This window comes from Nitrosomonas sp. HPC101 (assembly GCF_009833125.1).
GTDB lineage: Bacteria > Pseudomonadota > Gammaproteobacteria > Burkholderiales > Nitrosomonadaceae > Nitrosomonas.
Genome location: NZ_QRCC01000001.1, coordinates 393,618 through 408,019, shown reverse-complemented (window position 1 = coordinate 408,019; position 14,402 = coordinate 393,618). Strand labels below are relative to the sequence as shown.

At 44.4% G+C, this 14,402-nt stretch carries 14 protein-coding genes and 1 tRNA gene; 7 read left to right on the top strand and 8 right to left on the bottom strand.

The window, feature by feature from the left end:
- The 4 genes from ABO04_RS01850 to ABO04_RS01835 all read right to left on the bottom strand — a co-directional run.
- A partial coding sequence (locus ABO04_RS01850; RefSeq protein ID WP_160808897.1) for a transposase occupies window positions 1-374 on the bottom strand: 374 nt, incomplete at its 3' end.
- 304 nt (window positions 375-678) lie between these two features.
- Window positions 679-2,121, bottom strand: a complete 1,443-nt coding sequence (locus tag ABO04_RS01845) for a nucleotide pyrophosphatase/phosphodiesterase family protein (protein ID WP_205012730.1) — start codon at window positions 2,119-2,121, stop codon at window positions 679-681.
- The gene (locus ABO04_RS01840; RefSeq protein WP_160808896.1) at window positions 2,118-4,262 is read right to left on the bottom strand and encodes a PQQ-dependent sugar dehydrogenase; all 2,145 of its coding nucleotides are present in this window, start codon (window positions 4,260-4,262) and stop codon (window positions 2,118-2,120) included. The genes ABO04_RS01845 and ABO04_RS01840 overlap by 4 nt, the downstream gene beginning before the upstream one ends.
- Window positions 4,263-4,390: 128 nt before the next feature.
- Window positions 4,391-4,894: a low molecular weight protein-tyrosine-phosphatase gene (locus ABO04_RS01835; RefSeq protein ID WP_160808895.1), complete on the bottom strand. Its 504-nt coding sequence runs from the start codon at window positions 4,892-4,894 to the stop codon at window positions 4,391-4,393.
- Window positions 4,895-5,019: 125 nt separating this feature from the next.
- On the opposite strand from ABO04_RS01835, the gene ABO04_RS01830 reads away from it, so the two are divergent.
- Entirely contained in the window at window positions 5,020-6,765 is a 1,746-nt protein-coding gene (locus ABO04_RS01830) for an ABC transporter transmembrane domain-containing protein (RefSeq protein ID WP_160808929.1), read from the top strand.
- Window positions 6,766-6,917: 152 nt separating this feature from the next.
- Here the strand turns inward: ABO04_RS01830 and ABO04_RS01825 are convergent, their stop codons facing one another.
- The 4 genes from ABO04_RS01825 to gpmA all read right to left on the bottom strand — a co-directional run bounded on the left by ABO04_RS01825 (window position 6,918) and on the right by gpmA (window position 11,355).
- Window positions 6,918-7,670, bottom strand: a complete 753-nt coding sequence (locus ABO04_RS01825; protein ID WP_160808894.1) for a HesA/MoeB/ThiF family protein — start codon at window positions 7,668-7,670, stop codon at window positions 6,918-6,920.
- 28 nt (window positions 7,671-7,698) lie between these two features.
- Window positions 7,699-9,132 carry a S41 family peptidase gene (locus ABO04_RS01820; protein WP_160808893.1) on the bottom strand — a complete coding sequence of 478 codons (1,434 nt, stop codon included), beginning with the start codon at window positions 9,130-9,132 and terminating at the stop codon, window positions 7,699-7,701.
- A gap of 78 nt (window positions 9,133-9,210) precedes the next feature.
- On the bottom strand, window positions 9,211-10,473 hold the full coding sequence (locus ABO04_RS01815; protein WP_240141365.1) for a peptidoglycan DD-metalloendopeptidase family protein: 1,263 nt from the start codon (window positions 10,471-10,473) through the stop codon (window positions 9,211-9,213).
- Between the two features lie 132 nt (window positions 10,474-10,605).
- A complete protein-coding gene (gene gpmA, locus ABO04_RS01810) occupies window positions 10,606-11,355 on the bottom strand; it encodes a 2,3-diphosphoglycerate-dependent phosphoglycerate mutase (RefSeq protein ID WP_160808892.1) in 750 nt (249 codons plus the stop codon).
- A gap of 205 nt (window positions 11,356-11,560) precedes the next feature.
- Between gpmA and tpiA the strand changes: the two genes are divergently transcribed.
- The 6 genes from tpiA (at window position 11,561) to ABO04_RS01780 (ending at window position 14,365) form a co-directional block, all read left to right on the top strand.
- Window positions 11,561-12,319, top strand: a complete 759-nt coding sequence (gene tpiA / locus ABO04_RS01805) for a triose-phosphate isomerase (protein ID WP_160808891.1) — start codon at window positions 11,561-11,563, stop codon at window positions 12,317-12,319.
- A gap of 18 nt (window positions 12,320-12,337) precedes the next feature.
- The gene (secG, locus tag ABO04_RS01800; RefSeq protein ID WP_160808890.1) at window positions 12,338-12,703 is read left to right on the top strand and encodes a preprotein translocase subunit SecG; all 366 of its coding nucleotides are present in this window, start codon (window positions 12,338-12,340) and stop codon (window positions 12,701-12,703) included.
- A 25-nt stretch (window positions 12,704-12,728) separates the two neighbouring features.
- Window positions 12,729-12,813: transfer RNA gene (locus ABO04_RS01795), tRNA-Leu, on the top strand.
- Between the two features lie 86 nt (window positions 12,814-12,899).
- A complete protein-coding gene (locus tag ABO04_RS01790) occupies window positions 12,900-13,256 on the top strand; it encodes an NADH-quinone oxidoreductase subunit A (protein WP_160808927.1) in 357 nt (118 codons plus the stop codon).
- 3 nt (window positions 13,257-13,259) lie between these two features.
- Window positions 13,260-13,736, top strand: coding sequence for an NADH-quinone oxidoreductase subunit B (locus ABO04_RS01785; protein WP_011634007.1), 477 nt, complete (start codon window positions 13,260-13,262; stop codon window positions 13,734-13,736).
- 8 nt (window positions 13,737-13,744) lie between these two features.
- Complete coding sequence (locus ABO04_RS01780) at window positions 13,745-14,365, top strand: NADH-quinone oxidoreductase subunit C (protein ID WP_160808889.1); 621 nt, start codon at window positions 13,745-13,747, stop codon at window positions 14,363-14,365.
- The last annotated feature ends 37 nt before the right edge of the window (window positions 14,366-14,402 follow it).

The window sequence follows — 14,402 nt, the reverse complement described above, 5'->3', positions numbered from 1 at the left end:
AATGTGTAATACAAACCGGAACGGGAAACTTCCATCAGCGCACAAGCCCTGCGCTGGCATACGCCACGAGAGATGGCGTACCGTGCCTGCACCAATCGGGCCTGTGCGCCTACCATTTTTTTTGCATTGATCTCCTTCATGACATCAATCTCAAGGTCTCGATCAACCAACAGCTTACGCTGCCGTGCATTCTCGGCCTCCAGCCCCTTTAAGCGCTTGACCTCGTCGGTCTCCATGCTGCCGTACTTCTTGCGCCAGATGTAGATCGTCGCCTCGCTCACACCGTGACGCTTGGCTACTTCGACTACCGTGTCCTTGTCCGTCTCCCGTAGGATCCGGACAATCTGCTCATCGCTATATCGTGTCTTCTTCATACGCCTCTCGTTCTTCAAGAGGCCATTGTCTCAAGTTACTTTGAATCGAAAAAGTCCGGTCAGGTCACATCGACACATATCCATACCGCCGTACTTCGAACGCTACTTATAGAACGTCACTGTGCTTATACCTGGCTCTCTGCCCAGCTCCAGCACCGCCAAGCCGCCATCGAGAAAGCAATTTAGTTTTTGCAGAAGTAGCTCAAATGAGGTTGACATGTTCCGCTTTGATGTCGTTCTGAGTAGTGGAATCCGTTACATCATGTCGTTGTAGAGATGTTATTGGTGAAGCAGGTAGCATGTATTAGTTATCGGTGAAGACATGATCAAGCATCAGTTTCTTTATGGCTGTAGCATGGATTGTTGGATTGGGCAGTTGATCTTTTTCGGATGAAATAACGATAGGGCTGTATTTTTTGTCGCTATGTACAATGCCGTGAGAGCCTTTTACCAATTCAGGTATTAGAGGGATTACATTCAGCAGCTGGCGGAATCCCAGTTTCTGCTTTAATAACTTCCACATTATTGATAGCGGCAATATACGAATATCCGGATCAAAGAATAGCTCCACAGGATCAAACCCTGGTTTTCTATGTATATCTACTGTTCTGGAGTAATCGGGAGCTCGTTTATCGTTCAGCCAATAATAGTAAGTAAACCATGCATCTGGTTTTGCTAGTGCAATAAGATCACCTGATCTTGGATGGTTCAGGAAATATTGCTCACAGTTTTCCTTGCTTAACACTTTTTCTATTCCGTCCATGGATTCAACTAATGCTTTGATAGCAGGAATATCATCATGACAATGGACGTATATGTGAGCGATTTGGTGATCGCTAACAGCGAAAGCCTTTGAATTAGATAAATCTAGCTGTTCTAACCCTAGCTCATCTCTCGTTTGTAAAAAACCATTTTTCCTGAGTAAACGGTTAATATGAATGGGTTTCTTTACAGGGGTAATGGCGTATTCTGATAATACGATGATCCGAGCCTTATCATTTAGAGCCATATCTATCAGCTCTCCACAGAGCTTATCTACAAGCTTTATATCTTTTATTAGTTCAGGGTGCTGAGGGCCCAAGCGCTGAAGATTATAATCAAGATGTGGAAGATAGACTAACATCAGTGTTGGATGATTGGTTTGCCAAACATATATTGATGCTTGAGTAATCCATCGGCTTGAATTAATCGAAGTATTGGGTCCCCAAAAATTAAATAGAGGGAAAAAACCAAATTTATCAGTAAGAAGATCGCGTAGTTCAGCTGGCTGGGTGTGGCAGTCTGGTATTTTTCTGCCATCAGCTGGATACATCGGCCTTGGCGTAACAGCAAAATCTGCGGTCGTCGCCATGTTGTACCACCAGAACATATTTGCACAACTGAATTTTGGGTTAATTTTTTTTGCGGCTTCCCAGACTTTTTCTCCTTTGATCAACCTGTTTGATTGTCGCCAGAACCAGATTTCGTTATATTGTTGGTCAAACCACCCATTAGCCACAATGCCGTGTCGATCCGGCATTTCTCCAGTCAAGAAAGTAGCTTGAACAGAACAGGTAACAGCGGGTGTTATGGTTTCTATATAACCTAGCTGCCCCGTTGTTTTAAGCTTATGAAGATTGGGTGTGTTTTCTCCAATCATTGATTCGGTCAGACCAGCTACATTTATAACCAGAGTTCTACGCATTACAATATCTTTTGATAAAGAAAGAAGGGGGCTCAAAGATTGCAAGCCACCCGAATACTTCAATGAGTATGATGCTCGTTGGCTTTTCCTAGATTACGTGTGTAAATCGTTAAATGGTCGATCTCGCTTTGTTTCAGAAAGCCGCCCCAAGGGGGCATCATTGGACTCTTTTGTAATGGAGCCCCGCCTTTTGCAATAACATCTCGAATTTCGTTGTCAGTTCTGGTTGACTGAAAGTCTTCTGAGGTAAAATCCGGTAACTTGACGTCAAGCAATTCCGCATCAGGACCATCACCACGACCTTCTCTTCCATGGCATCTGGAGCAATTTATAGAGAAAAGTTGGCGTGTGAGGTTTTCATCATATTCTCTGGTTTCTGACTCAATCACTTGATTGTCAGTGGTATGATCTGCTTGCTGTATTATTTTTTGATCGGACTTAACTAAGGATAAAACTTCACCTGTTGGATGCGACGCTGCGCCAAGTAACGTAACCAGAATATCTCCGTTGTTTAACTGTACTACAGAGCTGATACCGCGCTGTGCGTACTGTGATCCTTGTGCAATCAATTTAGCTTCAGTAACTTCTCTTTTATCTGTATTCAGCAAAAATATTTTTGCTGAATAATTGTCTGCAAAGACATATTTACCAAATAGTTCCGGAAATTTGTTACCCCGGTAAACCGTACCTCCTATAACAGCTCGATCGTAGGCTGTATGTTCATAGGTATAGACAGGTCCCTGCTCCGGCGCTGGCAGCTTTTCTGGTTTCTCTTTACCTGTTGAATGCCTTCCTTCGATAAAAGGAAATTGATAATGTTTCCCTTTTTCAATAATATTTACTTCTTCCCATACAGTTGATCCTACATCTCCAGCCCAAAGTTTTTTAGTTTCCGGGTCAAAAGTGAAGCGAAATGGATTTCTGAGGCCGATTGCCCAATATTCGTCCATTACCTCAGAGTTTTCTACAAATGGATTATCTTGGGGAATAAGGTAGTTTTGTCGTATTCCGTGTATAAACGGCTCACGAGGAGAGTAGCTTGTGTGAGTGTTATCAGTATTAAGATCGATTCTTAAGATCCCCGATCTTAATGTTTCTGAGTAGTTAGAAGCGCCTTTCGGGTGCACACCTTCACCTAATCCAATATAGAGGAATCCATCCGGCCCGAATTCTATGGAACCGCCATTATGAAATCCATCTGGATTTCTGGGCAGAGAAAGAATAGTTGTCTCGGAACGCAATCTGGCATTGATGTCTGGCGAGGAGACATCAAATCTTGAAAGCTTATTTACTTGTGTATCTCCCCGAGATTCTGTGTAGTAAAGGTAAAGAAATCCGGCGTTTTGGCTGTCTGGTTGGTTAAATTCAGGATGGAAATCGAATCCAAGTGCTCCATTCTCCATTTCTACTTCACCAAGCAGGCCTGTAGCATCAAGAACCAAGTCAACTTGATCCGATTCTGGATAATTCAGTTTAATGATTCGGCCGTTTCTTTCCAGGATATATAAATTCTTTGGATCGTTTGGTGCTTGCCTGACAAGCATAGGTTGGGAGAGATCAACGTTGGCGTAAAGCCGTTTTAATCCCCAGCCCGAATCTTCAACCGGATTAAACCAGATTCTGATTTGAGTGATCAGATTAGCAGTATCTCTATCTGAAACAAAAGCCTTCCCCAGTAATAATGGGGATAGAAAATAGATTAATATCAGAATACCTTTGACAGAAAAAAGCTTGCGCAGGATACTATAAGGTACAAGATACAGGCTGCTAAATTTGCTTCTATCTGTTTCTTTGATTGCGTACCAACCCACAAAAACCAGAACATAGGCAATCGTTGAGAATAGTCCGGTGGCTGCAATCAGCTGAGGATGATAGTTGATGGTAGTAACAAAGAAAATGTATAAGGAAGCAGTTGTATAGGCACAAAGATAAGCCATGTACTCACTGGCGAACCTCTGTGGCTTATAAAATACTCCGCGGCCAAGAATAAGTTGCGATGGGATCAGTACTATGGCGAAAATAGTAGTAAATATTATTGATAAATGCCATATATCATTTTCGCTTATATAAATATCGGGTAGCCGGATAATTGATTTGGGGATAATGTCATGAGTTTGAGTGAATTTATATGCGATATATACACAAATAAATATGATAAATAACTGAATCAGTACTTCTACTGGTGAACTTCTTTTTTGATTCATTTTGATTGGAAGGTATATGGGTGTATTCTTCTTTTGTAGTCAAGTTTTATTAAATAATAAAACTTGTGGCGGTTTGATTTTGATTAAGTCTGTATTAAATACTAAAAAGGTTATTTTTAATAGTTTATCTATCTAGTATAGATATTCTCAGAAATATGCCTTAACAACCCCTGACTTGCATTTTCTACCAGATCCAACACTCTTTCAAATCCGTAGTTGCCGCCATAATATGGGTCAGGTACTTCTTGCTGGGTTTTCCATTGGTCGCTATATTGCAGTAATAACCCTAGCCGGTCGGTATATTGTGATGGGCAGTTTTGTCGCAATTCTTCTAGGTTATAGTGATCCATAGCCAGGACGTATTGGAAATGTGAAAAATCCTCTTCCACAACTCTCCTGGCACGTAAACTCTGTAAATTGTAACCCCGTTTGAGCGCAGCCTGCTGTGAACGTCGATCTGGTGGTTCGCCGATGTGGTAAGCATGTGTTCCGGCAGAATCAATATGAATGAGGTGCTCTAGCCTGGCAGATCTGACATGATGCCTGAATACTGCGTCTGCAGTGGGTGATCGGCAGATATTTCCCATGCAGACAAACAAAACGCTGATTTTTTCTGCTTCCGAATGTCCCATTTATCCTGCTGTTATAATTGGTTAAAAGTTTTGCAATTATACCTTTGATCACAAAAAAACCAGAATTTCCGTTTCTAACTTTCCTAACTGTATGATCTGAGATTTACCACCAGGATTTATTCGTGATGACTAATCGTTGGCAGGCCGTTTTGAAAGCGGCTGCTTTCCTTAAGCCCTATAAATTATCGATGGGCTTTAGTCTGCTGGCATTGTTTCTGACTGCCGGGATTACACTTTCGATTGGCCAAGGCATACGATTACTGGTAGATCAAGGGTTTGCTACACAGTCTCCTGCATTGCTGGTTCAGTATGTGTTAATTTTCCTGATGTTGGTGGTGCTGCTGGCGATAGGCACATTTACCCGCTATTACTGGGTGACCTGGTTGGGCGAGCGGGTAGTTGCAGATATACGCTGTAAGGTTTTTGCTCATCTGATCGAGTTACATCCCGGATTTTTTGAAGCCAATCGCAGTCTTGAAATCCAGTCCCGCCTGACCGCAGATATGACTTTGTTGCAATCCGTAGTGGGTTCTTCCATTTCGGTTGCGTTGCGCAACCTGATTATGCTGATTGGTGGTGTGATCCTGTTATTTATCACTAATATCAAGCTGACTGTCATCGTTATGTTCAGCATTCCACTGGTCATAATACCTATTTTATTGTTTGGACGACGTGTGCGTTTGTTGTCACGACAGAGCCAGGACAAGGTGGCAACTGTCGGCGCTTATGTCGGAGAAATGCTTGGGCAGATTAAGACGGTACAGGCATATAACCATCAGGCTGTGGATAAAATACGTTTCAATCAATATGTAGAGGATGCATTTCTCATTGCCCGTCAGCGGACATTACAGCGTGCCTGGTTGATCGCAGTGGTGATTGTTTTGGTGTTCGGTGCAATCGGCATGATGCTCTGGATTGGTGGTATGGATGTAATCGAAGGCAGAATCAGTGGTGGGGAGCTGGCGGCATTCATTTTTTACAGTATTATCGTTGGCTCTGCAGTAGGGTCGGTCTCAGAAGTGCTGGGTGACTTGCAGCGCGCAGCAGGCGCTGCGGAGCGCACCATGGAGCTGCTGGAGGAGCCCTGCCAAATCTATTCACCTGCCAATCCACGCCGATTGCCTGTGGTAACGGGCGATATCGTGTTCCACCAGATATGTTTTGCCTATCCGTCGCGACCGGAGGTGCAGGCTATCAATGATTTTTCACTAACTGTACGGCCAGGTGAAACGCTGGCACTGGTAGGACTCTCAGGCGCGGGTAAATCGACTTTGTTTGACTTGCTGCTACGTTTTTACGATGTGCAATCGGGGAGTATCAAGCTGGAAGGTGTGGATATCCGTGATCTGGATTTATCGGATCTCAGGCGCAGTTTTGCGCTGGTCTCACAGAATCCTGCGTTATTTCATGGCAGTATCGAACAGAACCTGCGTTATGCACGTCCAGATGCCACGAATACTGAAATTGAAGCGGCTGCGAAGGCGGCCTTCATACATGATTTTATTATGTCTTTGCCGCAGGGTTATCAGACCAATCTGGGTGACACCGGTTTAGGGTTGTCCGGTGGCCAGAAGCAGCGTCTGGCAATTGCCCGAGCTGTTTTGGCAGATGCCCCTGTTTTATTGCTGGATGAAGCGACCAGTGCACTGGATAGTCAGAGTGAGCATCGGGTGCAGCAGGCAATTGCCAGATTGAGTACAGGCCGGACGACTATTGTTATTGCGCATCGCCTGAGTACGGTGGTTGCTTCTGATCGTATTGCTCTTATCCATTATGGTTGTCTGGAAGCATTGGAGACACATGCGGAGTTGATGAAGTCCAGCGATCTCTATGCACGTCTTGCAACATCACAGTTTCAGGTATCTGGCTGACGTTTGTTAAACCTGAATAATTCATTAGGTTGTGATGCCGGTGCGATCGTGGATGATCGGTTTGCGGCTATTTTTTTGTTTGCTCGGCATCTATAGGCTCCTCTTCTCCCAAGGTAAAAGTCTCGCAACCTACTTCACCTCCATTTTGTGCCCTAATGAGCTGAGCCACATGCAGGGCACTGTGGATCTTTGCTCAGTCTGAGTGAGCGCCAGCGCATAGTTAACCCGTCCAGAAGAAGCAAGCGACCATGGAGTGTTTCGCCGATACCCAGCAACACCTTGATCGTTTCGGCGGCCTGAATACAGCCAATAATACCTGTTAGCGGAGAAAATACACCCATTACGGCACACCCGGGATCATCGCTGTCACCCGAGTCAGGGAACAGGCAATGATAACAGGGACTGGTATTCTGGCGTAGGTCGAATACGGCAACTTGCCCGGTGAATCGGACGGCAGCCCCTGATATCAAGGGTTTACGATGATTCAGGCAAGCTTGATTGAGCATGTGACGTACCGGGAAATTGTCACTGGCATCAATTACAATATTAACGCTACCAATTTCACTATTGAACAGATCAGTAGTGGCATGCTCTGCCAGGGAGATAATTTCTATTTCCGGGTTAATGCGCTGCAGTGTATTTCTGGCAGAATCAGTTTTGAGTTTGCCAATTGAAGCCGTGTCATGCAGAATTTGCCGTTGCAAGTTTGTCAGATCAACCCGGTCATAGTCACAAATAATAAGCCTTCCAATCCCGCTGGCGGCAAGATAGAGTGCGGCAGGAGAGCCTAATCCGCCAGCCCCCAGGATGAAAACACTAGACTGCGTTAATTTTTCCTGACCAAGAATATCGATTTCCGGTAACAAAATGTGGCGACTGTAACGTAACAGCTGTTGATCATCCACGTTGCTCTGCCACCTTGTCCGGAATGAATCAATCTTGATTTGCCTTAGCTGTTTCGTGTTTGGATTTTTTAGATCCAGATTTCAGGTAATTAATTGCTTTGGTCAACAGCTGGTCATTACTGGATCCAAATTCCATAGGCTCGTGGCTCTTTGGTTTCTCGCCTGTTTTGTTTTTTGATTCCTTGGAAGACTCAGCACCTTTTTCCTCGAGCGCTGATTTCTGGCGAATGTTGTTTCCTTCCTGACCATTATTTAAATGGCGATTAAGATCAACTTCTCTTAACAGACGAGAGTTGTTATCAGTATCTTCATCCAGTATATCCGGAATGATACCTTTTGCCTGTATCGATTGACCGTTGGGTGTGTAGTAGCGTGCTGTTGTCAGTTTAATGGCCGTATTGTTGCTGAGTGGCAAGATGGTTTGTACCGATCCCTTGCCAAAGGTTTGTGAACCCATGATGATGGATCGTTTGTAATCCTGCAATGCTCCAGCAACAATTTCCGATGCGGAAGCAGAGCCACCATTAACCAGCGTTACCATTGGTATGGTCTTGATACTTTGCGGCAGGCCCGCCAGAAAATCATGGCCGGTACTGCGGAGATAATATTCGGGATTTGCGCGCAGCTGCATTTTGGCGTCATTAGTGCGTCCTTCCGTGTAAACCACCAGTGCATTACTTGGCAGAAAAGCAGCTGAAACTGCTACTGCACTATTTAGTAGTCCACCCGGATCGTTTCTTAAATCCAGCACCAGGCCTTTCATGGGAACCTTGCTTTCGCTGTAAAGTTTGGTAATGGCTTCAGCCAGATTTTCTCCGGTGCGTTCCTGAAACTGGGTAATGCGTATATAGGCGTAACCCGGTTCAATAAGCTTGAATTTGACGCTTTCGATTTTGATAACAGCGCGAACAAGTGTGAAGGTAAGAGGCTCGGCTTCACCTTCGCGAATAACAGTGAGGACAATCGAAGTATCCGGCTTTCCTCGCATCCGCTTGATGGCGTCGTTGAGTGTCATACCTTTAACAGCTGTATCATCAATTTTTATGATGAGATCGCCGGTTTTGATGCCTGCACGGTATGCAGGTGTATCTTCGATTGGGGAGATGACCTTGACCAGTCCATCTTCCATTGTTACTTGTATGCCTAATCCTCCAAATTCTCCTTGTGTCCCGATTTGCAATTCCTTGTACTCCTCGCTGTCCAGGAAAGCCGAGTGCGAATCCAGTCCGACCAGCATTCCGTTAATTGCTTCGGTAATCAGTTTTTTATCTTCTACAGGCTCAACATAGTCGCTTTTGATACGACCGAACACTTGCGAGAATGTGCGCAACTCCTCGATCGGAAGAGTTTGTAATTCTTCCTTGATCTCTTTATCCGCAATAGCGGAGAAGTTCAGGCTGACCATGACTCCGGCAATGATGCCGACGAAAACTAAACTGATTTTTTTCATAAAATTACGCATGGTATATTTGCTCTGCCCTTTATTTTTTCGGAGGAATCTGTATATTTTTATTAAAATATTTGATATTAGTTTTTTAAGCTATTCTATTTTTACCCAGCCGAGCGGGTCAAAAGGCTTGCCTTGATATCTGAGTTCGAAATACAGGCCTGATTCAGCGTTTCCGCCACTGTTGCCGACTGTTGCTATCGTATCACCACTTCTAACTTTATTGCCCACCCGTTTGTAAATTGCTTCGTTGTTGCCGTATAAGCTCATGTAATGGTTGCCGTGATCCAGAATCATTAAATTTCCAAACCCTCGTAGCCAGTCAGAAAATATAACTTCTCCATTTGCAATAGCTTTGACTGTGTTACCTCCGGAAGAGCGTATGAACAACCCCTGCCACTTTATACCACCATTCTCGCGCGGGCTGCCAAAGCGGTTGATCAGTTCTCCTTGGACAGGTAATCGTAATTTTCCTTTTAGTGCAGCAAACGATCCCTTTTGTTCAATGGCTTCCGGTAACTTGTTATTGCGTAATGCTGATTTGTTACTATTTTGTTTTGTAGGAGGATTTTTTTTACGTGCGAGTTGTTTATTGAGTTTCTCAATCAACTTGGAAAGACGCTGTTCATCCTGCTTCAGTTCATTAATTTTTTTTTGCTGACGAGAAACCTCTGCGGAGAGCGATGCCAGGATTTCCGATCGCTGGTTTTTTTCCAGCTCGAGCTGCTGCTTTTGTCGAAGTTGCTCGTTCCGGATGTGTTCAAGGGATTGATTTTGGATATGGCTTGCATGAGCCAATGTATCCAAATCAGCCAGCTGGTTACGTAACTCATCAATATTTTGGGAGCGTGCTTGTGCTATATATCTATAGTAGTAGAGGTTACGCGTAGCATTGTCAGGGTTTTGTTGTTTGAATAATAATTGCAAATATTGTTTGTGTTTTGTCAAGTGCTGATAATAGATCAACTTTCCAAGCTGCGTTTGCCTGGCGCTGGTTTCATTTTGAAGCTGTGCCGATTTAGTTTGTAAACGGGTAAGTTTGTCTTGTATATTTTTTTGTTGGTGTGCTAGCTGGGAAAGCTTGTTGTGCAAATTGTTTATTGATTGTTCAGAATCACGAAGTGCATCAACCGCCTTGATCTTGGAAGATTCTTTATCAGTCAGATCTTTTTGCAGGATGTCGATACGCGTACGCAAATCATGCAGCTGCTTTTGATTATCCCGGTTGGCTTGAGGAATCGCGTGTAACGGGGGAGATGAAAGTATATTTACCAAAAGCAGAAAATAGGCAGCTGTGGCAGCCTGTTGGATTTTTTGCATAAGATATTGGCTGAGCGGTAATTTCGATTTATGCAAATGAAATTTACTTTTGACAGATTCAATGAGTTACGAATTACACCATCTTGGAGTCTTAAGTTCACCAAGCGAGATCTTCACTTTCCAAGGAGTGGTAGTATAAATATGAGGTTTGTGTTAAACCAGTCAACGTCAAGTTTCAGCCTTGCCCTGATTTGCGACTGCTGATATCGCCTCTCCAATTACGCCTGTGTCTCCCAGGTAATAGTTCGTAAGTGGCTTCAGATTATCATCCAGCTCATAAATCAGAGGAATTCCGGTCGGTATGTTGCAGTTCAGGATCTCTTGATCCGAGATATTGTCGAGATGTTTAATCAGTGCACGTAGTGAGTTTCCATGCGCCACAATAATCACTTTTTTTTCTGCCCTGATCTGCGGAGCAATGGACTGATTCCAGTAGGGAAGAAATCTTGCAACGGTATCCTTTAGGCTTTCGGCAACCGGGATATCAGAGGAGGAAAGACTGCGATAGCGTATGTCAAAACCAGGGTAGCGCCTATCCTCGATCGCGATGGAAGGTGGACGAGTTTCATAGCTTCGCCGCCACGTGAGTACTTGTTCATCGCCGTATTCTTTAGCAGTTTCTACCTTGTTCAAGCCTTGCAGTGCTCCGTAATGACGCTCGTTGAGTCGCCAGTTGAGCTCGATCGGAATCCACATCTGATCCATTTCATCCAGCGCGATCCACAGTGTGCGGATTGCCCGTTTGAGTAGCGATGTATGTGCAATGTCGAAGACAAAGCCATTTTCGTGAAGCAGCCTTCCGGCATTTCTGGCTTCTTCAAGCCCCTTGGGTGTCAGATCAACATCGGTCCAGCCGGTAAAGCGGTTTTCCTGGTTCCAGATGCTTTCTCCATGTCGTAGGAGAACAAGTTTTTTCATGTCAGCCTTAGTTGAACGGGGGAGCAGATTACATATAAACAACTTTTATATTTTATTATACTTTGCCTTAAAGTCGCAGCAAATCAAAGTCGGTTCAATACATAATCATTACGATTTGGTTGGATGATGCAGGCATTGACGTGATCCGGTTTCGCGGGTAGCATCCTTGGGTTTTGCAGATTGATTTAAAGTCAAAGGAGGTGGGATGGCGCGTGCGGGGCTTGTGGCAGGAAACTGGAAAATGCATGGCAATTTGATTCGGAATCAGGAGTTGCTTGCTTCAATCGTTTCGGGCACCCAGTCATTGCAAAATGTGTCCTGTGCGGTTTGTGTTCCCTATCCCTACTTGGCGCAAGCGCAGCTGGTATTAGGGGGTACTCATGTAGAGTGGGGAGGACAAAATGTCAGCCAGCATCACCAAGGCGCTTATACTGGGGAGATATCGGCAGGTATGCTGGCCGATTTTGGTTGTCGCTATGTGATCGTAGGTCATTCAGAACGGCGTACGTTGTATGGTGAGGGTAATAAGGTGGTTGCGGAGAAATTTTGCTCCGCACAAGAACGATTGCTGGTGCCAATACTTTGCGTTGGTGAGACATTGGCGCAGCGAGAGGCAAATGACACTGAGCAGGTTATAGCCATGCAACTTGATGCTGTGATTGATTTTGCGGGCATTGATGCGATAAGGCAATCAGTTATTGCATATGAGCCGGTGTGGGCAATCGGTACGGGAAAAACAGCTACTCCCCAGCAAGCGCAGGATGTCCATGCGTTTATAAGGAATAGGATAGCTTCTCACAATGACGAGATTGCGGCAGATATTCAGATAATTTATGGCGGAAGTGTAAAAGCAGATAATGCATCTGAATTATTTGCAATGGCTGATATTGACGGGGGGTTGATTGGAGGAGCTTCATTAGTTGCTTCGGAATTTATTTCGATTTGTTTCGCAGCGCAAGGTTGATCAAGGATAAGGCATATTGTGGAAACACTCATCTGGTCGGTACACATCATCGCAGCGGTAGTTATTATTGTCTTGGTTCTGTTGCAGCAGGGAAAAGGTGCAGATATGGGGGCGGCATTTGGGGGTGGTGCTTCCGGGAGTTTGTTTGGTGCGAGTGGTTCTGCTAATTTTTTAAGCAGGATGACTGCATTGGCAGCCACTATCTTTTTTGTGACCAGCTTGACGCTAACGTATTACTCAAATGGTGATAAAGACGAAGGAAGTATCATGCAAAATTTGGAATTGAAATCAGATAAGGCAGCCGGTACTACCGAAAATAGTGAAAAATCGGGTGTAGAGGATAAAAGTGATTCTGCATCAAGAGCTGGTGAGATTCCGGATTAACCTGCGCTTATAGATAAATTCATTCGCCGACGTGGTGGAATTGGTAGACACGCCGTCTTGAGGGGGCGGTGGCGAAAGCTGTGCGAGTTCGATTCTCGCCGTCGGCACCAGGCGAGTATATGTATAACTGGATATTGAACATAAGTTTTGACTTGATTTCCATAGTTTAGTAAGGATGCTGGAGATGATGGATACCATGCTTGGGAATTATTTCCCCATTTTATTGTTTATTCTAGTGGGGCTGCTGGTTGGCATATTGTGTTTGCTGGCGGGTTGGTTTCTTGCGCCGAATAATCCGGATGCTGAAAAACTATCCACCTATGAGTGTGGGTTTGGTGCATTTGAGGATGCACGTATGAAGTTTGATGTGCGTTATTATTTGATCGCCATCCTGTTTATCCTGTTTGATTTGGAAATAGCATTTTTATTTCCTTGGGCAGTTGCGTTGAAAGAAATTGGATGGTTTGGTTTTGTTGCGATGCTGGTGTTTCTTGGGTTGCTCGTTGTCGGTTTTATTTACGAGTGGGCTAAGGGTGCTTTGGAATGGGATTAAATAATGGGTATTGAAGGGGCATTAGACAAGGGATTTGTTACTACAAACCTTGATTCTTTGATCAATTGGGGGCGTACAGGCTCAATGTGGCCCATGACCTTTGGATTGGCCTGTTGTGCGGTTGAAATGATGCAGACCGGTGCCTCTCGCTATGACCTGGATCGGTTTGGAATTGTTTTTCGTCCAAGCCCCCGTCAGTCTGATGTCATGATTGTGGCAGGTACACTGTGTAATAAAATGGCACCTGCCTTGCGCAAAGTTTATGATCAAATGGCTGAGCCACGTTGGGTCATTTCTATGGGATCTTGTGCAAATGGTGGCGGATATTATCACTATTCCTATTCGGTTGTTCGAGGATGTGATCGGATAGTGCCCGTCGATATCTATGTACCAGGCTGTCCTCCTACTGCGGAAGCGTTGCTTTATGGGATTATTCAGCTGCAGAATAAGATCTGGCGTACTAACACAATTGCGCGTTAGAGAACAAAATGACAGACAATCGCATAGATAAACTTGCAGTAAATTTACAGCAGATATTGAGTGATCGGCTGGTTGATATTAATCATGCGCTGGGGGAGTTGACGGTTTTAATTCATTCTCAAGATTTGCCGGATGTTGCTGAAGCCTTGAAAAGCCACGCCGATCTGGGGTTTGATACGCTGATTGACCTGTGTGGCGTAGATTACAGTAAATATACGACAAATACACATGCTGGATATAAAAGGGGTGAGCGGCGGTTTGCAGTGGTGTATCACTTGCTTTCAGTCAAACATAATCACAGACTGCGGATGCGCGTCTTTATAGAAGATAATGAGTTTCCCATGCTTGATTCAGTGATGCATATATGGCCTTCAGCTAACTGGTTTGAGCGAGAAGCGTTTGATCTGTTTGGGGTGGTTTTTAATAATCATCCGGATTTAAGAAGAATTCTTACGGATTATGGTTTTATAGGAAATCCGTTCCGCAAGGATTTTCCGCTATCGGGGCATATGGAGATGCAATATGATCCGGAGCAAAAACGAGTTGTGTATCAGCCTGTTACTATTGAGCCTCGTGAAATTACACCGTATATCGTTCGTGAAGAACAATACGGTAAGGGAGAAGCATGATGCGTTCTATAAATAACCAGCGGTTCTCACAAAGTTT